The sequence below is a fragment of the Mesorhizobium sp. P2_B11 genome (assembly GCF_056404855.1).
The window spans coordinates 345,407-367,947 of the sequence record NZ_JBFUDF010000001.1 but is presented as its reverse complement, the minus strand read 5'-3'; the positions used below and the strand labels follow the sequence as shown (position 1 = coordinate 367,947).

General features: G+C 63.7%; 24 protein-coding genes. 1 reads left to right on the top strand and 23 read right to left on the bottom strand.

Annotated elements, in window-relative coordinates; all coding sequences use genetic code 11:
- Positions 1-42 precede the first annotated feature (42 nt).
- The 6 genes from infB to AC1DYJ_RS01620 all read right to left on the bottom strand — a co-directional run bounded on the left by infB (position 43) and on the right by AC1DYJ_RS01620 (position 6,321).
- Positions 43-2,610, bottom strand: a complete 2,568-nt coding sequence (gene infB / locus AC1DYJ_RS01645) for a translation initiation factor IF-2 (protein ID WP_477279403.1) — start codon at positions 2,608-2,610, stop codon at positions 43-45.
- On the bottom strand, positions 2,607-3,257 hold the full coding sequence (locus AC1DYJ_RS01640; protein WP_112566403.1) for an RNA-binding protein: 651 nt from the start codon (positions 3,255-3,257) through the stop codon (positions 2,607-2,609). The genes infB and AC1DYJ_RS01640 overlap by 4 nt, the downstream gene beginning before the upstream one ends.
- A 38-nt stretch (positions 3,258-3,295) precedes the next feature.
- Positions 3,296-4,891 carry a transcription termination factor NusA gene (gene nusA / locus AC1DYJ_RS01635; protein WP_477279400.1) on the bottom strand — a complete coding sequence of 532 codons (1,596 nt, stop codon included), beginning with the start codon at positions 4,889-4,891 and terminating at the stop codon, positions 3,296-3,298.
- 50 nt (positions 4,892-4,941) lie between these two features.
- Positions 4,942-5,574: a ribosome maturation factor RimP gene (gene rimP / locus AC1DYJ_RS01630; protein WP_477280190.1), complete on the bottom strand. Its 633-nt coding sequence runs from the start codon at positions 5,572-5,574 to the stop codon at positions 4,942-4,944.
- Between the two features lie 217 nt (positions 5,575-5,791).
- Positions 5,792-6,079, bottom strand: coding sequence for a type II toxin-antitoxin system RelE/ParE family toxin (locus AC1DYJ_RS01625; RefSeq protein WP_477279398.1), 288 nt, complete (start codon positions 6,077-6,079; stop codon positions 5,792-5,794).
- Positions 6,076-6,321: a CopG family ribbon-helix-helix protein gene (locus AC1DYJ_RS01620; protein WP_477279396.1), complete on the bottom strand. Its 246-nt coding sequence runs from the start codon at positions 6,319-6,321 to the stop codon at positions 6,076-6,078. Before AC1DYJ_RS01620 ends, AC1DYJ_RS01625 begins: the two co-directional genes overlap by 4 nt.
- A gap of 214 nt (positions 6,322-6,535) precedes the next feature.
- Between AC1DYJ_RS01620 and AC1DYJ_RS01615 the strand changes: the two genes are divergently transcribed.
- Positions 6,536-6,700 carry a hypothetical protein gene (locus tag AC1DYJ_RS01615; RefSeq protein ID WP_436246063.1) on the top strand — a complete coding sequence of 55 codons (165 nt, stop codon included), beginning with the start codon at positions 6,536-6,538 and terminating at the stop codon, positions 6,698-6,700.
- 45 nt (positions 6,701-6,745) lie between these two features.
- On the opposite strand, the gene trmB is transcribed toward AC1DYJ_RS01615, so the two are convergent.
- The 17 genes from trmB to AC1DYJ_RS01530 form a co-directional block, all read right to left on the bottom strand.
- Positions 6,746-7,447 carry a tRNA (guanine(46)-N(7))-methyltransferase TrmB gene (gene trmB / locus AC1DYJ_RS01610; protein ID WP_477279394.1) on the bottom strand — a complete coding sequence of 234 codons (702 nt, stop codon included), beginning with the start codon at positions 7,445-7,447 and terminating at the stop codon, positions 6,746-6,748.
- Positions 7,448-7,450: 3 nt separating this feature from the next.
- Complete coding sequence (metK, locus tag AC1DYJ_RS01605) at positions 7,451-8,716, bottom strand: methionine adenosyltransferase (RefSeq protein WP_477279392.1); 1,266 nt, start codon at positions 8,714-8,716, stop codon at positions 7,451-7,453.
- A 221-nt stretch (positions 8,717-8,937) separates the two neighbouring features.
- Positions 8,938-9,357 carry a helix-turn-helix domain-containing protein gene (locus AC1DYJ_RS01600; protein WP_477279390.1) on the bottom strand — a complete coding sequence of 140 codons (420 nt, stop codon included), beginning with the start codon at positions 9,355-9,357 and terminating at the stop codon, positions 8,938-8,940.
- Between the two features lie 137 nt (positions 9,358-9,494).
- Entirely contained in the window at positions 9,495-11,087 is a 1,593-nt protein-coding gene (gene lnt, locus AC1DYJ_RS01595) for an apolipoprotein N-acyltransferase (RefSeq protein WP_477279388.1), read from the bottom strand.
- A gap of 87 nt (positions 11,088-11,174) precedes the next feature.
- The gene (locus tag AC1DYJ_RS01590; protein WP_477279386.1) at positions 11,175-11,645 is read right to left on the bottom strand and encodes a VOC family protein; all 471 of its coding nucleotides are present in this window, start codon (positions 11,643-11,645) and stop codon (positions 11,175-11,177) included.
- A gap of 11 nt (positions 11,646-11,656) precedes the next feature.
- Positions 11,657-12,763: a hemolysin family protein gene (locus AC1DYJ_RS01585; RefSeq protein ID WP_477279384.1), complete on the bottom strand. Its 1,107-nt coding sequence runs from the start codon at positions 12,761-12,763 to the stop codon at positions 11,657-11,659.
- A 28-nt stretch (positions 12,764-12,791) separates the two neighbouring features.
- Positions 12,792-13,298 carry an rRNA maturation RNase YbeY gene (ybeY, locus tag AC1DYJ_RS01580; protein WP_477279382.1) on the bottom strand — a complete coding sequence of 169 codons (507 nt, stop codon included), beginning with the start codon at positions 13,296-13,298 and terminating at the stop codon, positions 12,792-12,794.
- Positions 13,299-13,316: 18 nt separating this feature from the next.
- Positions 13,317-14,309 carry a PhoH family protein gene (locus tag AC1DYJ_RS01575; RefSeq protein ID WP_235984004.1) on the bottom strand — a complete coding sequence of 331 codons (993 nt, stop codon included), beginning with the start codon at positions 14,307-14,309 and terminating at the stop codon, positions 13,317-13,319.
- 83 nt (positions 14,310-14,392) lie between these two features.
- A complete protein-coding gene (gene miaB, locus AC1DYJ_RS01570; protein ID WP_477279380.1) occupies positions 14,393-15,802 on the bottom strand; it encodes a tRNA (N6-isopentenyl adenosine(37)-C2)-methylthiotransferase MiaB in 1,410 nt (469 codons plus the stop codon).
- A gap of 72 nt (positions 15,803-15,874) precedes the next feature.
- A complete protein-coding gene (olsA, locus tag AC1DYJ_RS01565; RefSeq protein ID WP_477279378.1) occupies positions 15,875-16,675 on the bottom strand; it encodes a lyso-ornithine lipid O-acyltransferase in 801 nt (266 codons plus the stop codon).
- A gap of 26 nt (positions 16,676-16,701) precedes the next feature.
- Positions 16,702-17,196 carry a ribosomal protein S18-alanine N-acetyltransferase gene (gene rimI, locus AC1DYJ_RS01560; RefSeq protein ID WP_477279376.1) on the bottom strand — a complete coding sequence of 165 codons (495 nt, stop codon included), beginning with the start codon at positions 17,194-17,196 and terminating at the stop codon, positions 16,702-16,704.
- Positions 17,196-17,873, bottom strand: coding sequence for a tRNA (adenosine(37)-N6)-threonylcarbamoyltransferase complex dimerization subunit type 1 TsaB (gene tsaB, locus AC1DYJ_RS01555; RefSeq protein ID WP_477279374.1), 678 nt, complete (start codon positions 17,871-17,873; stop codon positions 17,196-17,198). The genes rimI and tsaB overlap by 1 nt, the downstream gene beginning before the upstream one ends.
- Before the next feature lie 98 nt (positions 17,874-17,971).
- Positions 17,972-19,078, bottom strand: coding sequence for a DUF1513 domain-containing protein (locus AC1DYJ_RS01550; protein ID WP_477279372.1), 1,107 nt, complete (start codon positions 19,076-19,078; stop codon positions 17,972-17,974).
- A 2-nt stretch (positions 19,079-19,080) separates the two neighbouring features.
- Positions 19,081-20,154 carry an imelysin family protein gene (locus tag AC1DYJ_RS01545; RefSeq protein ID WP_477279370.1) on the bottom strand — a complete coding sequence of 358 codons (1,074 nt, stop codon included), beginning with the start codon at positions 20,152-20,154 and terminating at the stop codon, positions 19,081-19,083.
- Entirely contained in the window at positions 20,154-21,755 is a 1,602-nt protein-coding gene (locus tag AC1DYJ_RS01540; RefSeq protein WP_477279368.1) for a di-heme oxidoreductase family protein, read from the bottom strand. Before AC1DYJ_RS01540 ends, AC1DYJ_RS01545 begins: the two co-directional genes overlap by 1 nt.
- Positions 21,756-21,767: 12 nt before the next feature.
- Positions 21,768-22,253, bottom strand: coding sequence for a bacterioferritin (bfr, locus tag AC1DYJ_RS01535; RefSeq protein ID WP_477279366.1), 486 nt, complete (start codon positions 22,251-22,253; stop codon positions 21,768-21,770).
- On the bottom strand, positions 22,219-22,530 hold the full coding sequence (locus tag AC1DYJ_RS01530) for a (2Fe-2S)-binding protein (RefSeq protein WP_477279364.1): 312 nt from the start codon (positions 22,528-22,530) through the stop codon (positions 22,219-22,221). Before AC1DYJ_RS01530 ends, bfr begins: the two co-directional genes overlap by 35 nt.
- Positions 22,531-22,541: the final 11 nt, after the last annotated feature.

The following is a 22,541-nucleotide window of genomic DNA, read 5'->3' as shown; positions in this document are numbered from 1 at the left end:
GGTCTTTCGACCACCGCCCGGTCCTATCGACAGTATACGAACTCAGAGCGTTCTGGTCACCATCTCGACGCGGAAGCACTCGATGATGTCGCCGACGCGCATGTCTTCGTAGTTCTGGAAGGCCATGCCGCATTCCTGGCCGCCCGGGACTTCGGCAACTTCATCCTTGAAGCGCTTGAGCGTCTTCAGCGTGCCTTCGTGGATGACGACGTTGTCGCGGATCAGGCGCACGCCCGCACCACGCTCGACCTTGCCTTCGGTGACACGGCAGCCGGCGATCTTGCCGACCTTGGTGATGTCGAATATCTCGAGGATCTCGGCATTGCCGATGAAGGTCTCGCGACGTTCCGGCGACAGCAGGCCCGAAAGCGCCGCCTTCACGTCATCCACGAGGTTGTAGATGATCGAGTAGTAGCGGATTTCGATGCCGGCAGCGGCAGCCGCCGCACGTGCCTGCACGTTGGCGCGGACGTTGAAGCCGATGATCGCGGCACCCGAGGTCTCCGCCAGCGACACGTCGCTTTCGGTGATGGCGCCGGCGCCGGCATGAACGATGCGCGCACGCACTTCGTCGGTGCCGAGCTTGTCGAGCGCGGCATTGATCGCCTCGATCGAACCCTGCACGTCGCCCTTGATGACCAGCGGGAATTCCTTCAGCCCGCTCGTCTGCAACTGCGACATCATCTGTTCGAGCGAACCGCGCTGGCCGGCATGGCGAGCCACTGCCTTCTCGCGCGCCAGACGCTGGCGGTATTCGGTGATCTCGCGGGCGCGGGCCTCGTTGTTGACGACGGCGAAGCGGTCACCAGCCTGCGGCGTGCCCTGCAGGCCGAGCACCTCGACCGGCATTGCCGGCGGGGCTTCCTTGATCTGCTCGCCACGGTCGTTGACCAGCGCGCGCACCCGACCCCATTCGTTGCCGGCGACGAGAATGTCGCCCGGCATCAGCGTGCCGGTCTGCACCAGCACGGTGGCGACGGGGCCGCGGCCCTTGTCGAGCTGGGCTTCGATGACGACGCCCTCGGCGGTGCGGTCCGGATTGGCCTTGAGGTCGAGGATTTCGGCCTGCAGCAGGATCGCCTCGAGCAGCTTGTCGAGATTGGTGCCCTTGGTCGCCGAGACTTCGACGTCCAGCACTTCACCGCCCATCGATTCGACGAACACCTCATGGCGCAGCAGTTCCGAACGCACCTTCTGCGGATCGGCGCCGTGCTTGTCGATCTTGTTGATCGCCACGATGATCGGAACGCCGGCCGCCTTGGCATGGCTGATCGATTCGATGGTCTGCGGCATGACGCTGTCGTCGGCCGCCACCACGAGGATGGCGATGTCGGTGGCCTGGGCGCCGCGGGCGCGCATCGCCGTGAAGGCAGCGTGGCCGGGCGTGTCGATGAAGGTGATCTTCTGACCGTTCTTCTCGACCTGGTAGGCGCCGATATGCTGGGTGATGCCGCCGGCTTCGCCGGAGACGACATTGGCGTTGCGGATGGCGTCAAGCAGCGAGGTCTTGCCGTGGTCGACATGGCCCATGATGGTGACGACCGGCGGCCGCGACACCAGGTCCTCGGCATTGTCGGCGATGTTGAACAGGCCTTCCTCGATGTCGGACTCGGCGACGCGGCGGACCGTGTGGCCGAATTCGGTGGCGACCAGCTCAGCCGTGTCGGCGTCGATGATGTCGCCCGGCTTCAGGATCTGGCCTTGCTTCATGAAGTACTTGACCACATCGACGGCGCGCTCGGACATGCGCTGCGCCAGTTCCTGGATGGTGATGGTTTCGGGCAGGATCACTTCGCGCATAACCTTCTCGCGCGGCTCATTGTGCATCGCGCGCTTGAATTTTTCCTGGCGGCGACGCATCGACGACAGCGAGCGGGCGCGCGCATCCTCGTCGGAAAGCGCCGTGTTGAGGGTCAGCTTGCCGCGACGACGGTCTTCCTCAGCCTTGGTGGGCTTGGCCGGACGCGCCACTTCGGGCGTGACCAAACGGCGGACCGGGGCACCCGCGCCGCTTGGGCGCTTCGGCTTGACCTCTTCCTCGTCGTCGACCGTCGCCAGTTCGGCGGCGAGCGGCGCGCGACGGCGCGCCTCTTCCTCGGCACGGCGGCGGGACTCAGCCTCGGTCTGCAGACGAGCTTCTTCCTCGGCCTGACGGCGTGCCGATTCCTCGCGCTCGCGCTTGCGGCGTTCCTCATCCTCGGCGCGGCGCTTGGCGTCTTCGGCGGCGCGCTGACGATCCTCGACTTCACGAACCTTGGAGCCTTCGAGCGCCCTGCGCCGGGCTTCCATTTCGCCACGCGACAATTCGTTCAGCACCATGCCGCTGCGTTCGACCGGCGGCGGCGGGGGCGGCGCCTTGGGCGCTTCCTGCACCACGGGTGCTGCCACAACCGCGGGCTTGGGCGTCAAAACAGGTGCGGCCACCGGCTCCGGCTTGTCGCCGGGCATGGAGAATTTGCGCTTCTTGATCTCGACCTGGACCTGCTTGGTGCGGCCATGCGAGAAATTCTGGCGCACGACGCTCTGCTCGGTACCGGGGCGCTTGAGCGTCAAGGTCTTCTTCGGTGTAACACTCAACGTCTTGTCGTCGCCCGATTTCGTATCGCTCATTCCATATCCTCTGCAGCATCATCTTCGTCAGCAACGGCCGCAAGCATTGCCAGATCGTCGGGGGTTCCGCCCCGATATCGGTCGAGCGCAACCATGCGCTTCTCAACCGCCTTGCCCGCGTCTCCCGCGAGAACGGCAGCATGTATCACATTTGTGCCCCCCAATGCCAAGCTCAACTCGGCCTCGGAGAAAAGTTTGTAGGCAAGGACTGCAGGCCCGCCGAGGTGGACAGTTGCCCGCCGCGCCTGGCTGATCTTGCGCACGCCATCGTCGGACGCTTCGGTCGCGTGGAGCACGAAAAGCGCCAGTCCGCTGCGCACCGCGCTCTCGACCTTGGTGGCGCCGAGAGCGATCGCGCCAGCCTTGCGGGCAAGGCCGAGCATACCCAAAGCGGATCGTGCAAGCAGTCCGTCGACCATGCCGCCGAGATCTGGCGGTACGGTCACTTGCGCCTTGAAGGCGCGGGCAAACAGGTTTTTCGCCGCCGCCTTGTCGATATGTAGGCGGTCGGCGCTCACCCAACAACCACGGCCGGGCAGGTTTCTCTTGATGTCCGGAACGACGGCCGAATCCGGGCCGACGACGAAACGGATCAGCTCATCCGGCTCGGCTTGCCTGCGGGTAACGATGCAGGTGCGATCGTTCATCTCGTCCTGGGGCGGGTTGTGTGCGATGCGGTTTCACCTCACGCACCAACAGCTTCGTCAGCCGGGACCTGTTCGGCTGCAAGCTCGTCTTCGGTGATCCAGCCGGCCTTGAGGCGGGCTGCCAGAACCATCTGCTCGGCGTCAGTGCGCGAAACGCCGTGACTGGCGAGCACGCCCGGATAGACCTTGGTCTCGCCGTCCTTGCGTTCCTTCCAGCCGGTGAGGTCGTCGGCGGCATAGCCGGCGAAGTCCTCGATCGTCTTCACGCCGTCCTCGCCGAGCGTCACCATCATGGCGGTGGTGACGCCGGGGATTTCGCGCAGCTCGTCGGTGACGCCCAGCGCCTTGCGCTTCTCGTCATGCTCGGCTTCGATCTTCTCCAGATATTCGCGGGCGCGGGTCTGGATTTCCGAAGCGGTGTCTTCGTCGAAGCCGTCGATCGAGGCGATTTCGCCCGAGTCGACATAGGCAACTTCCTCGACGCTGGTGAAGCCTTCCGAGGCCAGCACCTGGCCGACCATCTCGTCGACATCGAGGGCTTCCATGAACAGCGACGAACGTTCGACGAATTCCTTCTGGCGGCGCTCGGATTCCTCGGCCTCGGTCAGGATGTCGATGTCCCAGCCGGTGAGCTGCGAGGCAAGACGCACGTTCTGACCGCGGCGGCCGATGGCCAGCGACAGCTGGTCGTCGGGAACCACAACCTCGATGCGCTCGGCATCCTCGTCGAGCACGACCTTGGCGACTTCCGCCGGCTGCAGCGCGTTGACGATGAAGGAGGCGGCCGAAGGCGACCACGGAATGATGTCGATCTTTTCGCCCTGCAATTCGCCGACCACCGCCTGGACGCGGCTGCCGCGCATACCGACGCAGGCGCCGACCGGATCGATCGAGCTGTCACGCGAAATGACGGCGATCTTGGCGCGCGAGCCCGGATCGCGGGCGACCGACTTGATCTCGATGATGCCGTCGTAGATTTCCGGCACTTCCATGGTGAAGAGCTTGGCCATGAACTGCGGATGGGTGCGCGACAAGAAGATCTGCGGGCCGCGCTGTTCGCGGCGCACGTCGTAGACATAGGCGCGGACGCGGTCGCCATACTTGTAGTTTTCGCGCGGGATCAGCTCGTCGCGGCGGATGATCGCCTCGCCACGGCCGAGATCGACGATGACGTTTCCATACTCGACGCGCTTGACGGTGCCGTTGACGATCTCGCCGATGCGGTCCTTGTATTCGTCATACTGGCGGTCACGCTCGGCTTCGCGCACCTTCTGCACGATGACCTGCTTGGCCGACTGGGCGGCGATACGGCCGAAATCCATCGGCGGCAGCTGTTCGGCGATGAAGTCGCCGAGCTGGGCGTCGGGGTTGCGCTCGCGGGCCGAGGAAATGGCGATCTGGGTGGCATAGTCGTCGACCTTCTCGACCACTTCCATCAGCCGCTGCAGCTTCATCTCGCCGGTGTTGGCGTTGATGTCGGCGCGGATGTTGGTTTCCTGGCCGTAGCGCGAGCGCGCGGCCTTCTGGATCGCATCGGCCATGGCGGCGATGACGATCGACTTGTCGATCGACTTTTCACGCGCGACCGCGTCGGCGATCTGCAGTAGTTCAAGTCTGTTGGCGCTTACAACCATGTCTTTATCTCCCGAACTGGGTGCCGGACCTTGGCCCGGCAGCTCAATCGTTATTCCTGTTCGTGTTCTTCCGTGGCGTCTTCGGAAACATCGTCTTCCGGCTCGCCGCGGCGTTTCTTGGCTTCCTTGCGCGCCCGGTTGTCCTTCGACAGGGCGTCGCGGATGAGGTCGTCGGTGAGGATCAGCCGCACATCGGCGATCGCGTCATAGGGAACGCGCACCGTCGGCTCCTCGCCATAGGCGGCCTTGTCGCGCTCGATCAGCACGTCGTCTTCGCCGGCTTCAGCGATCTTGCCCTTGAAGCGCTTGCGGTCGGCGACCAGCACCGAGGTTTCCATCTTCACCAGATGGCCGGTCCAGGTGACGAAATCCGACTTGCGGACCAGCGGCCGGTCGATGCCCGGCGACGACACTTCGAGATGATAGGCCTTTTCGATCGGATCGTCGACGTCGAGCGCCGGCGACACAGCGCGGCTGACCTCTTCGCAATCCTCGACGGTCATGGTGCCGTCCTCGCGTTCGGCCATGATCTGCAGCGTCAGGCCGTTCTGGCCCGACAGATGCACCCGCACGAGGCGGAAACCGATGCCGCGCAACACCGGCTGAACGATCAGCGCGATGCGCGCATCGATGCCGCTTTCGCGGATGATGCGGTCGTCGGCTTCGCTTGCCGTTGCAGTCATGCGGTTCCTGTCGTTGCTTTGCTGGAGCATGACCTTATCCGAAAACCGGGGACCACTTTTCGGGATCATGCTCTGATGCTGACCGGCAGGTAATAAAAAAGAGCGGGACCGGGTGGACCCACTCTTCGTCATACCGACCAAGAATTTGACGCTGATATAGACGATCCCGGCCGGTGTTTCAAGCCTCGATGCCAGTGCTGACCGTGACGGCCGCCGCTTACAGCTGCCGCGGCCATTTCTGGGACGCATGCATAACTGTGATGATCTCGATCTCGCGGCCGACCACCCGATACGGAATGAGGTACGGGATATCGGTCAACACAAGCTCCCGCGTGCCTCTTATCCGCCCTACGCGTCCCATCGCCGGCTGCCCGGCAAGATTGTCCGCCGCAGAAACGATGCGGGCAACGACCCGAGCGGCAGCGTAGGGGTTATCCTGTTCTATAAAGGCACCGATCTGGTCGAGTCGCCGCAGCGCGCGGATCGTCCAGCGGACCCGGCTCATCGGCCAAGAGACGGCTTGACGTATTTCGCCACCACGTCGGCTAACTCTTTTTCGCTTGCAAATTCGCCGCGGTCGGCCTCGCTCAGCCCGGCCTCGATCTCTGCAAGTTGCCATTCTTCCCTGGCAACATAGTCTTCGATCGCCTGCGCCGCGACGTAGGAGCGGGAGCGGTCAACTTTACCCGCCAAGTGGTCAAGCTTGGCCGCCGTCTCATCAGACAGCCTTATCGTAAAAGCAGCCATCGGCGCCTCTCTTCCGGTTATTTTGGAACCAATATGGTTCACATAGAATGTGATTGAACCAGTCCGGTTCGTCAATTGCTATGGACAATTTGCATTGCGCGAGGCGCATGCCGCCTATGCGGTAACGGCCCTGTGATTTCAGACGCCGCGTCCCTATCTATGTTGCACTGCACAAGAAGAGATGGCGCGCGGTGGCGCGCGAAAGGTCAAGCCAATGAACAACCGTACTGTGTTTTCCGCCATAGGCGACGCTTTTGCCCTGTTCGGCAGCGCCGTTGCCGCCTCGCGGGCCGTCGAAGCCGGCCGCAAGCCGCGCGCCAATGATTTGCGCCGGCTCGGCATGGACCCGACCGCGTTCGACAAGATCGGCCGTTTCTAAATCCGCAGCGGACCACGATGCCGGGACCGCTGGTCCCGCATCGGACTATTTCCTGATGAAGGTGAGATAGGCCGGCCGCCGGCCCTCGCGAATGGCTTTTGCCTCGTAGCGTGTGCCCGGCCAGCCCTCATAGGGCCGATGCCAGTCGGCCGCGTCCTCAGCCTGCCATAGGAGCGCGCCATGCGCCCGGCAGTGCAACAAGGTCCAGTTCACATAGGTGTCGATGTCGGACGCGAAGCGGAATTTTCCGCCGGGCTTCAGGACGCGCGCGAACCGATCGAGGTTGAGCGGGCCCACGAAGCGGCGCTTCCAGTGCTTTTTCTTCGGCCATGGATCGGGATAGAGCAGATCGATGCCATCGAGTGAGGCCTGCGGCAACCAGTCGAGCAGGCGCGTGGCGTCGTCGTTATGGACGCGAAGATTGGCGAGCGGCTTTTCCCGCACCGCCATCATCAGCTTGGCCATGCCGTTGACGAACGGCTCGACGCCGATGAAGCCGGTCGCCGGGGCTTCCATGGCCCGGTGCAGCAGATGCTCGCCACCGCCGAAGCCGATTTCCAGCCGAACCGTCGAAACATCCGCTGTAAACAGCGTGCGCAAATCCGCAGGCGCTTGTGCGGAGAGGTCGAGGCCATAGGCGCCAAGACCGCTTTCCAGCGCCGCCGCCTGCAGCGGGCGAATGGTCTTGCCATGCCGGCGACCGAAGAACCCTTCGGTCGCCCGGCTCCGCCTTTCCTTTGGTTCCATGGCCTAAGCGGCAACCGCGTCCTTGAGCGCCTTGGCCAGATCGGTCTTCTCCCAGGAGAAAGACCCGTCACGGCCGGCCTTGCGGCCGAAATGGCCATAGGACGACGTCTTGGCGTAGATCGGCTTGTTGAGGTCGAGATGCCTGCGGATGCCGGACGGCGACAGGTCCATCACGGTGCGCAGCGCATCCTCGAGCTTGGCCTCATCGACCTTGCCGGTGCCGTGCAGGTCGACATAGACCGACAGCGGCTGGGCGACGCCGATGGCGTAGGACAGCTGGATGGTGCAACGGTCGGCAAGCTTGGCCGCCACGACGTTCTTGGCGAGGTAGCGCGCCGCATAGGCGGCGGAACGGTCGACCTTGGTGGTGTCCTTGCCGGAGAAGGCGCCGCCGCCATGCGGGGCAGCACCACCATAGGTGTCGACGATGATCTTGCGGCCGGTCAGGCCGGCGTCGCCATCCGGCCCGCCGATGACGAACTTGCCGGTCGGGTTGATGTACCACATGCAGTCGTCGGCGATCTTGAGGTCGCCGAGCGCCTCGCGGATGTAAGGTTCGACGACCTTGCGGACCTTCTTGGAATCCCAGGACGAGTCGAGATGCTGGGTCGAGAGCACGATCTGCGTCGCTTCAGCGGCCTTGCCGTCGATATAGCGAACGGTGACCTGGCTCTTGGCGTCAGGACCGAGCTTGCCGGCCTCGCCATTGTTTTCGTGGCGGGCGGCGGCGAGCAGTTCGAGGATCTTATGGCTGTAGTAAATCGGCGCCGGCATCAGGTCCGGCGTCTCGCGGCAAGCATAGCCGAACATGATGCCCTGGTCGCCGGCTCCTTCTTCGCCCTGACGGTCGGCGGCGTTGTCGACGCCCTGGCCGATGTCGGGCGACTGGCCGTGCAGCAGAACTTCGATCTTTGCCGTCTTCCAGTGGAAGCCGGCCTGCTCGTAGCCGATTTCGCGAATCGCCTTGCGGGCGACCGACTTGAACTTGGCCGGGTTGACGACCGGGTGGCCGGCGGCATCCATCAGGATGTTGCCTTGCTTGTCTTTCTTCAGCAGCGTCTCGGGAACCCGGACCTCGCCGGCGATGACGACACGGTTGGTCGTGGCCAGCGTTTCGCAGGCGACGCGGACTTTCCAGGGGTCCATGCCGGTCTTCTTGGCCTCGCGATAGACCAGATCGACGATCTCGTCGGAGATGCGGTCACAGACTTTGTCGGGATGACCCTCGGCAACGGATTCCGAGGTGAAGAAGTAGTTCTGCCGCGTCACGGGTGTCCCCTCTTGAAAAAACGATCGGCAGGGCTGCCGATTTTGGCGCGCCACGTGTTAACGGTGCCGGGCGCCGCTCGTCAAGCGGTGCCGCAGTTCTGGCATGAATGTCGCAGCAATATATCTTGTACCACCGGCGGCACATGCCGCCGGCAGTCGAGCCATGGGGCTACTGTGGCCAACGGGTCAATCGACCTGGTGGTCGATAGACCCACGGGGGATCACTCGGCATCTTCGGCAGAAAGGGACTTCACCAGATCGATGATCCGGCGGCGCACCTTCACATCCGCTATCTTGACGAAGGCGCGGTTGAGCTGAAGTCCTTCCGGACTGCCGCAGAATTCGACGGCGAAAGCCATCGAGGCGTCCTCGGCAAATCCTCTGTTACCCAACGGCTCCTGCCCTGGCGCATCCTCGAAAAAGAAGGCGACAGGCACGCTGAGTATCGAGGCTATTGCCTGCAGACGGCTGGCGCCGACGCGATTCGTTCCCTTTTCATATTTTTGGATCTGCTGAAACGTAATACCGAGATTTTCACCCAGCTTTTCCTGGCTCATTCCAAGCATATTGCGCCGAAGCCGGACGCGACTTCCAACATGGATGTCGATCGGATTCGGTTTCTTCTTGTTTTCTTCTGTCATTTTTTCCTCGCCGAATTTTTCCGGCCTTTTCTATTTTTCTCGCCCAAACGAAGCCGGAGCCACCTGCCCCAACAGAAACACCAACCGACTTCGAGAAAATTAGGCGATAACAGTATGAGTTTCTAATGTGTCGACTGTCAATTCACCCGTAGCCGTTGCCTTACGTTCAATCCAAAGGCGATTGCGGCAAACAGGAACATGATCAGCATTCCGTTAATGCGCCGTTGAGCGGCGGAGATGAAAGCCTGGCCGGAGATGGGTACCCGCACGTCGATGGCGCCGCGCGCATCGACCGCCAGGGCGTCAACGATGCGCCCGCGCGTATCGACAACGGCCGAAATGCCGTTGTTGGCTGCGCGCAACAGGGGCAATCCATTTTCCACCGCGCGAATCTGTGCCTGCCTGAAATGCTGGTACGGCCCGGGCGTGTCGCCGAACCAGGCGTCGTTTGTGACATTCACAATAAGCTGGGATGACGTAGCGTCAACTGCCACCAAATCGGGAAAGATCACCTCGTAGCAAATAAACGGCAAGGCGCTGATGCCGGCGGGCAAGGCAATCGGGTGGCGTTCATTGCCGGCAGCAAAATTCATCGGCCCGGCGACCAATTGTTCGATGCCGAAGCGGCTGAGCAGACCGGAAAACGGCAGGTACTCGCCGAAGGGCACCAGATGGACCTTGTCGACGGCGTCGGCAATCTCACCCTTGTCGTTGATCGCCACCACGGAATTGTAATAGCGGCTGCCGGTCTCGGCCCCTGATCCGCTCTCCTCGCGCACGACGCCGGCAATCAGCATCTGCCCGGGCTGCAGCATGTCGCCGAGCGCGGTCAGCGCATCAGGGCGCTCGGTGAACAGAAACGGCACCGACGTTTCCGGCCACAAGATCAGCTGCGGCTTGTTGTGACCGGGATCCGGCGCTGCGGCCGACAGGCCCATCATGGTGGCGAAGATGCGGTCGCGCACCGACGCGTCCCACTTCTCGCTGAGATCGACATCCGGCTGCACGATGCGGACATCGAGATTGTGCGTCGCCGGCTTGTCGGGGGTCGCCAGCCTGAAATAGCCGAAGCCGACATGGGCGGCGACGAGAGCGGCAAGCAACACCAGTCCGAGGCGCAGATGCCGGCGCGCGGCGAGCAGAGCCGGCATGGCAAAGACAAAGACCGCCAGCGCGTTCATGCCGATCATGCCGGTCACCGACACGCTCTGCATCAACAGCGGCACCGGCATCGCCGCATAGCCGACGGCATTCCAGGGAAAGCCAGTGAACAGGAAGCCGCGCAGCCATTCGGTCAGACCAAAACCAAAGGCGAGGGCGGCGATACGGCCAATGTCGTTGGTCCATAACAGCCGGGCGACGACGGTGGCGAAGCCGTAGAAAAACGCCAATGCCAAAGGAATGCCGACGACCGCGAAGGGCAAGGCCCAGGCGAAACTGTCGGCCTCGACCAGAAGCGCTTCGCCGATCCACCACAGGCCAGCGAGGAAATAGCCGAAGCCGAACCACCAGCCGATGGCAAAGGCCGGCCGCAGGCGCCGGAGCCAGCTGTCGGACGCCTCGCCGGTGGCGCCGTCGAGCAGCCAGACCAGCAGCGGAAACGAGACGAAACAGACGGCGAAGAAATCGTAAGGCGCCTGGGCGAGCACCGCCAGCGCGCCGGCGAGAAACGCCACCAGCGCACGCCGCCAGCCCCAAAGCAGAATTATCCGGCCGGCCAGGCGCTCCATGCAGACTTCCCAGGTCGTGCGAATCAGGAGCCAAGATTTATCAGATTTATTGAAATGCGACTCGCTGCGAACCGGCCAATCCCTGCGTTACCGGTGCCAGCCTTCTATGCTGAAGCCGCTCAGCTGCTCAGCCTCCTCGCGCGGAACGACACGGATGGTCTGGGTAAAGGTCCAGACATGGCCTTCGGGGTCGCGGGCGCGGTATTGCCGCTCGCCGTAGAAATGGTCGGCCGGCTCTTCGACGATATCGGCGCCAGCCGCCCTCGCCCGTTCGCAATGCGCGTCCAGGCCGTCTTTCAGACGCACACAGACCGACTGGGTGTTCTTGCCGCCGACCGAAGCCGGGCTGGCGACGTGATCTGCCCATTCGGAATCAATGATGATGTAACCGTCGCCGAAACGCATTTCGGCATGGACCAGCTTTCCGTCTGCGTCGCCGACCACCATGCTCGGCGCGAAACCGAAAGCGGCTTCAAGCCAGACCAGCGCTGCCCTGGGGTCCCTGTAGAAAACCCCGGAACCGAACGTGGCGTGTTTGAACGGGTCTTCGACCGTCATGCGGAGCGAAATCAGGCCTGCTCGGTGCGGGCGGTTGCGCGGCGGCGGCGCTCGCCTTTCTGGTTCTGAACGATGCGCACGCGCTTGACGCGGCGCGGATCGGCGTCGAGCACGTGGAATTCGAAGCCGGGTATCGCCTGCACGACTTCGCCGCGCGCCGGCACGCGGCCGAGCGTGTTGAAGATCATGCCGCCAATGGTGTCGACATATTCGCCATGCTCGCCGGCGGTGAAATCCTCGCCGATCATCTTGGCGACCTCGTCGATCTCGGCCTTGCCGTCGACGACGAAGACGCCCTCGCCGGTCTGGGTGATCAGCGGTTCGTCTTCGTCATGTTCGTCCTCGATATCGCCGACAACCATTTCGACGATGTCTTCCAGCGAGGCGAGACCATCGGTGCCGCCATACTCGTCGATGACCAGCGCCATCTGGGTGCGCGTCGTCTGCATCCGGCCCATCAGGTCGGAGGCAAGCATGGAGGGCGGTACGAACAGCACCGGACGGATCAGATTGAGGTCGCCAATGGTGCGGCCAAGATCGACCTGGGCGAGGTCGAGAAGCGTCGTTGCCGGCGTCTTCCTTGATGTTCTGCCCTTCTTGACCCGGGCGACCTTGGTGATGTGGGCCAACACGTCACGGATGTGAACCATGCCGCGCGGGTCGTCGAGCGTCTCGGAATAGACCGGCATGCGGGAATGGCCGGACTGCTCGAACAGGCCGAGCAAATCGCCCAGCGTCGTGGTGATCTCGACCGCCTCGATGTCGGCGCGCGGCACCATGACATCCTCGACGCGTACTTCGCGCAGGCGCAGGATGTTGTTGAGCATGGCGCGTTCGCCGGGCGAAAAAGACTCGGCATCGCTGGTCGTTTCGGCAAGCGCGCCGGCGATTTCCTCGCGCAGGCTGGTGCCGTTGCGCTGCCGGAAAAGGCCTAAAACACGGTCGAACAGGGAGGGACCGGCAGGCGATGGCTCGCTGGCAATCCCACCAGAAACGGGGCTACCAGAAGCGGGGCTGCCGGTGATGGTACTCGGACTCGATCCCTCTTCCGTCGTATCGGAAGGCTTGGTCGCACTGCCAGCCTCGGGGCGGGCGGCAGTTTCTGGTTTGTCGTTCATCGTCGTCCGGTCAATTGGTCTTTTGTCATTACGTGTAGGGATCGGGAATGGCAAGCCTTGCAAGCGCTGCGCGCTCGATGGCTTCCATCTCCTCGGCCTCTGCATCGGTCTCGTGATCGTAGCCCAGCAGATGCAGCAGGCCGTGGATGACGAGATGGGTGATATGGTTCTCGAAGGGCTTCTCTTCCAGGGTCGCTTCGCGCGCCACCGTCTCGGCAGCGAGCACGATGTCGCCCAGCATCGGCGGTAATTTTCCACCCTTGGGGAACGGAAAAGCCGGGAAAGACAAGACGTTGGTGGCCTTGTCCTTGCCGCGCCAGCCGGCATTGAGGGTGCGGATATGGGCATCGTCGGAAAAAACGATGCTGAGCTCGGACGGGCCGGCAGCAGCGGTTTCGGCAAAGGCAGCCGACACGGCGCGATCGACAAGCAGCGTCAGCGCCGCCTCGCCGGGCCAATCGCCGGCCTCGACTGACAGATCGATCTCGACGGGGACCGAAAAATCCCCGCCGCCGGTTTTTATGCCTTCAGGCATGAGCCCGCATCGTCATGATCAGTTTTCGGCGCCGAGGCCGCGCGCCAGCTTGGCGTCGCGGTCATAGGCCCTGACGATTTCCGCCACCAAGGGATGGCGCACGACGTCGACATCGTTGAAGCGCACGGTTACCGCGCCGGCCACGCCGTCAAGCACACGCAAGGCCTCGACCAGGCCGGATTTGGTGCTCGGAGGCAGATCGATCTGCGTCGGATCGCCGGTGACGATCATGCGCGAATTCTCGCCGAGCCGGGTCAAAAACATCTTCATCTGCATCGGCGTGGTGTTCTGCGCCTCGTCGAGGATGACGGCGGCATGGGCCAGCGTGCGGCCGCGCATGAAGGCGAGCGGCGCGATTTCGATGACCTCGGCGGCAATGGCGCGCTCGACCTTGTCGGCCGGCATCATGTCGTAGAGCGCGTCGTAGAGCGGCCGCAGATACGGATCGACCTTTTCCTTCATGTCGCCGGGCAGGAAGCCCAGCCGCTCGCCGGCCTCGACCGCCGGGCGCGACAGGATGATGCGTTCCACCATGCCGCGTTCAAGCAGCATCGCCGCATGCGCCACCGCCAGATAGGTCTTGCCGGTACCGGCAGGGCCGATGCCGAACACCAGTTCCGAGCGCTCCAGCGCCCGCATATAGGCGTCCTGGTTGAGCGAACGGGCATAGATGGTCTTCTTGCGGGTGGATATCTGCGCGGCCGAAACCTTGCCCTTGCGCTCCAGCGTCGGCAGCGTCAGCTGGTCGTCGGCGGCGATCGCCATGCGCACGGCGCCATCGACGTCGGACTGGCCGATATCGGTGCCTTTCTGGAGAATGCCATAGAGATTGTCGAGCGCGCGGCGCGCCTGCTCGGCCGCCGAGGCCGAACCTTTGATGGTCAACTGGTTGCCGCGCGAGCGGATGTCGACGCCGAGCTTCTGCTCGAGCCTCGCCAGGTTCTCGTCGAACTGGCCGTACAGGGCGCTGGCAAGCTTGTTGTTGTCGAAAGTCAGAACGATGTGCGCCATGTCAGAGGCCCCGGACGTCTGGTTCTGGGGCAGAGTCTTCACTTCAGCAGCGCTCAACCGTCTCTCCTCATCTGCCGAGGCCATCAGGCCAGTTCGGCGAACAGGCTATTGTAGCCCGTCTTCGTGATTCGCACCCGGATAATGTCACCGATTTCGCCGGCCTTTTCATCAACAATAACCGGCTGCAGCCAGGGCGAGCGGCCGACCTTCTGGCCAGCCTGACGGCCGGGCTTCTCGATCAGCGTATCGATGGTGGTTCCGACCAGGCTCAGGCCGAAATCCTGCTGTTGTTTCAAGAGCAGCGCCTGCAGCCGCTGCAAGCGCTCATCCTTGACCGCTTCCGGCACGTGATCGGGCATATCGGCGCCAGGCGTGCCGGGGCGCGGCGAATATTTGAACGAGAAAGCCGAGGCGTAGTTGACCTGGCGCACCAGTTCCATCGTCGCCTCGAAATCGGCTTCGGTCTCGCCAGGAAAGCCGACGATGAAATCGCCAGACAGCGCGATATCGCCGCGGGCGGCGCGGATGCGCTCGAGCAGCGCCAGATAGTTGCTTGCCGTGTGCCTGCGGTTCATTGCCTTGAGGATGCGGTCGGACCCCGACTGCACCGGCAGATGCAGATAAGGCATCAAGGCCGGCAGATCGCGATGGGCGGCGATCAATTCGTCGTCCATGTCGCGCGGATGGCTGGTGGTGTAGCGCAGCCGCGCCAGGCCGGGGATTTCGGCCAGCCGGAACAGCAGGCGGCCAAGGCCCCATTCCGTGCCGTCGTCGCCCTTGCCGTGCCAGGCGTTGACGTTCTGGCCAAGCAGCGTCACCTCGCGCACGCCGGCCTCGGCCAGGCGCTCGGCTTCAGCGACGATCTGCGCCACCGGCCGCGACACTTCCGAGCCCCTGGTATAGGGCACGACACAGAAGGTGCAGAACTTGTCGCAGCCTTCCTGCACGGTGAGGAAAGCGGTGACGCCGCGCTTGATCACCTCGGCGCGCTTCGGCTGCGGCAGGTGCTCGAACTTGTCCTCGATGGCGTATTCGGTCTCGACGATCTTCTCGCCGCCGCGCACCCTCGCCAGCACGTCGGGCAACCGGTGATAGGTCTGCGGGCCGATGACGAGGTCGACGGCAGGCGAACGGCGGATGATTTCCGCGCCTTCGGCCTGCGCGACGCAGCCGGCGACGCCGATCAGCATTTCGCGCCCGGCTGCCGCGCGTTCGGCCTTCATGTCGCGGATGCGGCCAAGCTCGGAATAGACTTTTTCCGCCGCCTTCTCCCTGATGTGGCAGGTGTTGAGCAGCACCAGATCGGCCTCGGCAATGGCGTCGGTCGCGGTATAGCCGTCGGCGGCCAGCGCATCGGTCATGCGCTGGGAATCATAGACATTCATCTGGCAGCCATAGGTCTTGACGAAGACCTTTTTGGCAGCCGTGGAGCGCTCTGCCGGCTGTTCAGCCACGGCGCCAATGTCGTGCGTTTCAATCGTGTTCAAGTCCATCCGGCGGCTTCTAACGCCTTTCCGTGACAAAAAACAGACGATTCTCGGGATGCGCCTGAGGGCGCACGCGAGCTACCGGCTCGGAACCGGGTCGGCGAGTGCTGCCTGCATCATGGCGCGCACCTGGCTTTCCATCAGCCTAGACGTTTCCTTGCGGTTCGAGCCCTTGGCAAAGGCGATGGGTTCGCCGAAATGCACTTCGACGTCGAGCGCGCCCTCAGCCATCAGCACCTTGAGATGCGGCACCAGGTCCTGATCGCCGATCCAGGCCGCGATCGACCTGTGACGGCGGCCGAGCGGCACGCCGTGCACCCGTGTATAAGCGATCGCCAGCGGCTGGATGAAGACCTGTTCGGCGGCCCCTTCCGAAATCGCCATCGAGGCGGCGCCAAAGAGCGTGCTCTTGAACGGCAGGATGGTGTTGCCGTCGCCGGTCGAGCCCTCGGCAAACAGCACCATGGCGTCGCCCTTGGCCATGCGGCTGGCGATCTCGCTGGCCTGGTCGCCCGCCGTGCGCTTGCGCTCGCGCTCGATGAAGACGGTGCGCTGCAGTTTCGACAGCCAGCCGATCAGCGGCCATCCCTCCATATCCGCCCTGGCGATGAAGGTCACATCGGCAAAGGAGCCGAGCACCATGATGTCGGTCCAGGAAATATGGTTGGAGGCGACCAGCAGCGGGCGTTTTGTGGACAGCGCGCCTTTGACATGGATGCGCAGGCCGAGCGTGCGCACGATAAGCCTGTGCCAGACCTTCAGAATGACCGTTTCGCGCCAGATTCCGGTCTTCATCGACAGGAGCTGCAGCGGCACAAGCGCCAGCGAGCCGACGACAACGAGGCTCAGCGCCAGGAAAATCCTGATTTTTCCGATCATGCGCCTGACCTTATCCCGCGCTCTCGCTAACGAAGATCGCGGCGCATGACAAGCGCGCCGGTCGGGCCATGCTCGGTCGAGCGGTAATAATTGGCGCGGTGGCCGACCTGGCGGAAGCCGAGCCGCCGGTAAAGCGCTATCGCAGCGACATTGGTCTCGTCGACTTCGAGGAACAGCGCCTCGGCGCGCTGTGCATGCAATTCGCGCAGCACAGCGTCCATCAACTGCCAGCCGAGCCCCTGGCGGCGATGTGAGCGCGCCACCGCCACGGTCAGGATCTCGCCCTCGCCGGCGGCGAGCCTCGCCAGCACAAAGCCGACCGGCGGCTTGGCGCCTTGGCCGATTTCGCGCGCGGCATAACCGAACACGGTGTCCTGCTCGAGCAACGCGGCGAACTCGCCATCGGTCCACGGGCGAACGAAATCCTCGCGATGCAGCACCGACGCTGCCGGGCTGTCGGCGATGGTCAGCGGTTCGAGCGCATAGTCCCTGCGGCGCGGCTGGAGGAAAGGAATGCGCATTACTTTTCCTGCCGCGACAGAATGAACCCCGCCTGCGGCTTTGCGTCGGCGCCGCGCAGATAAAGCGGTTTCGGCTTTTCCCCCTCAGGCTTGGCAGCTGCCAACCGGGCGTAGATCGCGATGTCGGCGGTGGCTGATGTCGGGCCGATATCGAAGGTGCGTCCGACCGCCGCGGCGATCTGCTCAGCCGCGGTGCCGGCAAACACCGAAAGATTGTCCGCCGCCATTGCCGCGGCTTGCGCAAGTGTGGTCACCGCCGGACCATAACGCAAAATCGCTTCCGCATCGTAAAACGCGGCGTGGATCTCCTCGCGACCGGCGTCGAGCGCGGCCAGGACCGGGCGGCGGGGGAATGTCGCGCTTGCTTCCGCCGCCAAAGCTTCCAGCGTGGTCACGCCGATTGCCGGGATTTTCAGCGCCAGTGCCAGGCCTCGCGCCGCCGATACGCCGACACGCAAGCCGGTGAACGAACCCGGACCGACCGAGACGGCGACAGCGCCAAGGCCGGCATAGTCCGTACCGCCCGCCTTCAGCGCTTCATCGATGATGGCCATCAGGTGTTCGGCATGGCCCTTGCCGAGATCGCGCACCGAGCGGCCGAGCTCCTTGCCGTCCGCCGCATCGTAGATGCAGGCGGCGCAAAGATTGGCGGCACAGTCGATGGCGAGCAGTTTCATAAGGAAGCCGATTTCAAGAACAGCCTCCCTCTGCCCGCCATGGCGCGCCGCCGCAAGGGGAAAGTTACGCGGCTTCGCTTCGGCGTAGGCCGGACGGCTTACGCCGCCGGCGCGATGCGCAGCATATGGTTGTCCCAGACATAGTCTGGCTCCGAGCGCGTCGTCCCGCTGCCTTCGATGATGTCACCGGCGCCTGTCGTTGCCATGAAGCCGGGACCATCGGGCGCCAGGCCGCAGACCTCGACCAGCGCCTTTGTGGTCACGATCTCGCCGCTGGCGGCGTCGATGACGGCCAGCGAATTGCCTTCCGGCGACGACACCGCGACGGTCCCGGCGAGCGGATTGGCGGCGACCGAGCCGATATAGTTGCGGAAACCGGAGAGCACGTCCTGCGGCATGTCGAGCAGTTGCAGTTCCTTGCCGCGTGCGGCGCGGCCAATCAGCAGCGGGCGGTCGGTGCCCGGCCCGCGATACTGGCATCCGAACCATATGGTGCCTGACCCATCGGCATCCATGTGGCGGATCGACAGCTGGTGCAGCGCCGGCGGCAGTTCGTGTTTTTCGATGAGCTCGCCGGTGATGCGGTCGACCAGCACATAAGACGGCTTCATGGTCGCGATGTTGAGTTCGGCGCGGCCATAGTCCGGATGGGTCTCGATGCCGCCATTGGCGATGGCGATCGTCCTACCGTCGCCGAGCAGCAGAAGCTCGTGCGGCCCCATGCCATAAGTCGGGAACTCGCCGATGCGGCTGAACTTGGCGCGTGCATCATAGACGCCGACGACGCCGGCGGCGTTGTCGAAATCATTTTCGGTTGCGTAGAGCAGCGCGCCATCGGCCGAGAACACGCCATGGCCGAAGAAGTGCCGGCCGGTGATGCTGGCGATGGTCAGCGGCGCTTCGCGACCGGTGTGGTCGAAGACCACGGCGAAGATGCCGGGCTGTCTGGCGAAGACCACCGAGCGCTTCGATACCGGATCGAAGGTGACGTCATGGCCACGGTCGGGCAGGTCGATCGCATGCAGTAGTTTGCCGGCTTCCGACAGCACCGCCGCGCCAAAACTGCCGTCGCGCTTGACGAAGGCGGTGGCGAACACCGCATCCGTGCTGAGCGTATTTGCCCAGGCACGAGGCGCCATCGCGGTGACGAAGCCTGCGCCGGCAGCTCTCAGAAAATCGCGGCGATCGATCAGCGGCGTCCTCATGCTCAGTCTCCGTCCAGCGACGAAAAGCCGGCGGTCAGGCCGAATTCGGCGGTCAGCCGGGTGCCGATCAGGCCCGACAGGCTGGAGGTGATCAGCGCCAAATGCTTGAGCTTCTCGCGCTCAGCGGGATCGGCGAGCACCTTGTCGATCGGACCCTGGACGGATTTGGCGGTGGCGACACCGTTGGTGAGCTGGATATGGATCGATTCTGCCATCCAGCGCGCATCCTCGGGCAGCGCGTCGCCGAGCTTTGAAGTTGCGAACAGCGCGTCGATGCCCGAGAGATTTCCAGCCAACGACAGGCCGGTGTTTTGTGAGCGCCAATAGATCGCCTGCTTTGGCTTGTCGGCCTCCGGCTTGGCGCCGAGAAAACCTTTGAGGCGCACGTCGCGGACCATTTCCAGTTCGTTGATGAAGACGCCGACCAGTTCAGTCACCGCTTCGGTACCGTCGCGGTAGAGCGCGTTGTCGGGTCCCGGCTTGGCCCACAGGGCCGCGAACCCGTCCGGCTCTTTCCAGGCCGCATCGACATCGGCGGCAATAGTCTCGATATTTTTGGCGACCGCCGAGCCATAGGCGCAGCGATACGGATCGTCCTTGCCGGCCAGCACCTCGGAGCCGTCGCCATAGAGCACGAACTCCAGCGCCCCCAACCCCTGCATGGCGACGCTCTTGCCGGCCAGCTGTGCCGGATCGGTCGCGGTCGGGTCCTTGCCGGCGAGCGCCGCCTGCACCTGCTTCAGGCCGATGCTCTTGCGGTCGGGCCAGTAGAGCATGCGCTCCAGCCGGTTGTTCTCCTTGATCGGGCCGAAGGCGATGATTTCGGCCGACGACCAGGCTGCGACCGTGGCCGAGAACTCCGCATGCGCGGCATCGAGCGCGGTCTGCGAAGGCGCCTGGCAAAGCGCGTCCATGGCCTTGGCCAGGCCGCCGGCATGCTCGTGCAGGCTGGCATAGGCGGGACGGACGAAGCCGTCGATCGCGCGCTGGATGACGTCGGAGGCTTTCACCGAGGCCGATGCAGGCGAAGACATAGCCAGCGCAAGAGCGAGAACAGGCAGGAAACGCTTCAGCATCACAGTGACTCCAGGAATTTGACCAGTGCGCCGCGGTCGGCCACGTCGGCAGCGGCAAAGCGGTCGCGCGCTTTCTGCCCCTCGCCGCCATGCCACAGGATCGCTTCGGTAAGCGTACGCGCACGCCCGTCATGCAGGAAGAAGCTGTTGCCGTTGACTGTCTTGGTCAGCCCGATGCCCCAGAGCGGCGGGGTGCGCCAGTCGTTGCCTCTGGCTTCGCCCACAGCCTGGCCGTCGGCGAGATCGGGACCCATGTCGTGCAGCAGAAAGTCGGAATATGGCCAGATCAGCTGGAAGGCCTGCGCCTTGTTGGGCGTACCGCGCATGGTGACGAATTTCGGCGTGTGGCAGGCGATGCAGCCCATCTCATAGAACAGTTTTTTGCCCGCGAGCACCGCGGGGTCGCCGACATCGCGCCGCGCCGGCACGGCAAGGTTCTGCGAATAGAAGGTGACGAGGTCCATCACCGGTGGCGGCGCCTCGACCGGGCCCAGCCGCTTCTGGACGCCGTTCGGCATGGCCAGACAGGCCTTTTCGGCCGCAGTGCAATCACCCCAATGGTTGGGCTCTTCCGGCGTCGAAATGCCGATATCGCCGTCAAAGGCATCCGCCGCCTGCTGGCGGATCGAGGCGGTCTGCGCCTTCCAACCGAAGCGGCCGAGCATCAGTTCCCCGCTGCCGACGTCACGCACGATGTTGGGTCTTCCGGAAATCCCGTCGCCATCGCGATCATCGGGATCGGCATGGGCAAGGATATCTGCCGGCGCGATCTGTTCGATCAGGCCAAGCCCGATCATCGGCGGCGTCAGGCGCGGCGACAATGTGGTGCGCGGGTCAAGCGGGCCATAGCCAAGACCATCGATGGAATAACTCGGTTTGCGCAGCGAAACGAGGGGGCCGTCGCCAAGCGCAACCTTTTCCTCGCTGTAGTCGACACGCATGCGGCCTTCGCCCTTGAGGCCGGGGACCGCCAGTTCCTGCAATTGCGTGCCGTAGACCGGATCGGGAAAGTTCAGCACTTTGTGTGCGGCGATCTCGGCCTTCTCCTCAGCCGTGCTCGCATCGCGCGCCAGCCGCAGGAACATCGAGGTGCTGCGGTTGTCAGCTGCCGGCGGACGGCCGCGGCCATCCTTCAGATGACAATTCTGGCAGGCACGCTCGTTGAACAGCGGCCCGAGGCCATCCGAGGCCTGGGTCGAGGACGGCGACGACACCCAGTTCTTGCGGAAAAGCGCATTGCCGAGCTTGAAAGTGCCCTCTTCCTCGAAGGTGATGTTTTCAGCGGGTTGCGAGAAGGCGTCGCGGTCGGCCTGCTTGCGCGAGGTGCCGGCGCCACCTTGCATCGTCTCGAAGGATTCTGGCTTGGAGAAGTCCGTGGTCGGTCGGGTGACGGCAAGGACGCGGGCCTGATCCTTCGGCGTCAGGTCGGTGCGGCCCGTGGCAAGGCCGGCCGGTTCCGGCGAGCCGGCCAGAGCAGCGGTCGAAATTATCGCAAGGATTACAATCAAAAGCCCGCGAAACGCTTGGCATCGCGGGGTTTTGGGAAGCAGCGGGCCGTTAGCCCGCCGCGAGCGGCGCAGAAGATCTAGGGGGCGCCGCATTCCTGCATGGTCCTATTCCGCCTCGTCCGCCGATGCGGCGTTGAGCTGGCCGTATTTTTCCTCGCCGATCGAGGCCAGGAGGTCGAGCTGCGTCTCGAGGAAGTCGATGTGACCTTCCTCGTCGGACAGCAAATCCTCGAACAGCTTCATCGTCACGTAGTCGCCTGCTTCTTCACAGATCTCGCGCGAACGCTTGTAGGCGGTGCGCGCGTCATACTCGCCGGCTAGATCGGATTCGAGCACTTCCTTGACGTTCTGGCCGATGCGCAAAGGCGCCACGGACTGCAGATTGGGGTGGCCTTCGAGGAAGATGATACGGGCCACCAGCCTGTCGGCATGGTGCATCTCCTCGATCGATTCGGCGCGTTCCTTCTTTGCCAGCTTGGCGTATCCCCAGTCTTCCAGCAGACGGAAATGCACCCAGTACTGATTGACGGCGCCGAGCTCCAGGAAAAGAGCCTCGTTAAGCCGCTCGATGATCTGCTTTTCGCCTTTCATGGGTTCTGCTCCCGTATTGGACGCGCAGGCCTCTGACGCGATCCAGATGTGAAACGATGTCCACGCCGCTCGCCTCCGAGCGGGCGTGGTAATTTTCGGTGACCCGAATGATCGTTTCGACCACATTTGGGAAGCAGCCGCAACAGCGACCGCGCTTTTGCATCGTGTGATAGACTTTCGCCGGCACGATGAGCTGCCAGGGATCCTGATCCAGCAGATCGACGATCGTCTGCTCAATCTCCCTTTCAGTGATGATGTTGCAATGGCAGATCAGCATGGATTGGCTCT

Excerpts from the sequence above, each read along its gene's own strand:
- infB (WP_477279403.1), bottom strand. The coding sequence starts at position 2,610 with ATGAGCGATACGAAATCGGGCGACGACAAGACGTTGAGTGTTACACCG.
- AC1DYJ_RS01640 (WP_112566403.1), bottom strand. The coding sequence starts at position 3,257 with ATGAACGATCGCACCTGCATCGTTACCCGCAGGCAAGCCGAGCCGGAT.
- nusA (WP_477279400.1), bottom strand. The coding sequence starts at position 4,891 with ATGGTTGTAAGCGCCAACAGACTTGAACTACTGCAGATCGCCGACGCG.
- rimP (WP_477280190.1), bottom strand. The coding sequence starts at position 5,574 with ATGACTGCAACGGCAAGCGAAGCCGACGACCGCATCATCCGCGAAAGC.
- AC1DYJ_RS01625 (WP_477279398.1), bottom strand. The coding sequence starts at position 6,079 with ATGAGCCGGGTCCGCTGGACGATCCGCGCGCTGCGGCGACTCGACCAG.
- AC1DYJ_RS01620 (WP_477279396.1), bottom strand. The coding sequence starts at position 6,321 with ATGGCTGCTTTTACGATAAGGCTGTCTGATGAGACGGCGGCCAAGCTT.
- AC1DYJ_RS01615 (WP_436246063.1), top strand. The coding sequence starts at position 6,536 with ATGAACAACCGTACTGTGTTTTCCGCCATAGGCGACGCTTTTGCCCTG.
- trmB (WP_477279394.1), bottom strand. The coding sequence starts at position 7,447 with ATGGAACCAAAGGAAAGGCGGAGCCGGGCGACCGAAGGGTTCTTCGGT.
- AC1DYJ_RS01600 (WP_477279390.1), bottom strand. The coding sequence starts at position 9,357 with ATGACAGAAGAAAACAAGAAGAAACCGAATCCGATCGACATCCATGTT.
- lnt (WP_477279388.1), bottom strand. The coding sequence starts at position 11,087 with ATGGAGCGCCTGGCCGGCCGGATAATTCTGCTTTGGGGCTGGCGGCGT.
- AC1DYJ_RS01590 (WP_477279386.1), bottom strand. The coding sequence starts at position 11,645 with ATGACGGTCGAAGACCCGTTCAAACACGCCACGTTCGGTTCCGGGGTT.
- AC1DYJ_RS01585 (WP_477279384.1), bottom strand. The coding sequence starts at position 12,763 with ATGAACGACAAACCAGAAACTGCCGCCCGCCCCGAGGCTGGCAGTGCG.
- ybeY (WP_477279382.1), bottom strand. The coding sequence starts at position 13,298 with ATGCCTGAAGGCATAAAAACCGGCGGCGGGGATTTTTCGGTCCCCGTC.
- AC1DYJ_RS01575 (WP_235984004.1), bottom strand. The coding sequence starts at position 14,309 with ATGGCGCACATCGTTCTGACTTTCGACAACAACAAGCTTGCCAGCGCC.
- miaB (WP_477279380.1), bottom strand. The coding sequence starts at position 15,802 with ATGGACTTGAACACGATTGAAACGCACGACATTGGCGCCGTGGCTGAA.
- olsA (WP_477279378.1), bottom strand. The coding sequence starts at position 16,675 with ATGATCGGAAAAATCAGGATTTTCCTGGCGCTGAGCCTCGTTGTCGTC.
- rimI (WP_477279376.1), bottom strand. The coding sequence starts at position 17,196 with ATGCGCATTCCTTTCCTCCAGCCGCGCCGCAGGGACTATGCGCTCGAA.
- tsaB (WP_477279374.1), bottom strand. The coding sequence starts at position 17,873 with ATGAAACTGCTCGCCATCGACTGTGCCGCCAATCTTTGCGCCGCCTGC.
- AC1DYJ_RS01550 (WP_477279372.1), bottom strand. The coding sequence starts at position 19,078 with ATGAGGACGCCGCTGATCGATCGCCGCGATTTTCTGAGAGCTGCCGGC.
- AC1DYJ_RS01545 (WP_477279370.1), bottom strand. The coding sequence starts at position 20,154 with ATGCTGAAGCGTTTCCTGCCTGTTCTCGCTCTTGCGCTGGCTATGTCT.
- AC1DYJ_RS01540 (WP_477279368.1), bottom strand. The coding sequence starts at position 21,755 with ATGCGGCGCCCCCTAGATCTTCTGCGCCGCTCGCGGCGGGCTAACGGC.
- bfr (WP_477279366.1), bottom strand. The coding sequence starts at position 22,253 with ATGAAAGGCGAAAAGCAGATCATCGAGCGGCTTAACGAGGCTCTTTTC.
- AC1DYJ_RS01530 (WP_477279364.1), bottom strand. The coding sequence starts at position 22,530 with ATGCTGATCTGCCATTGCAACATCATCACTGAAAGGGAGATTGAGCAG.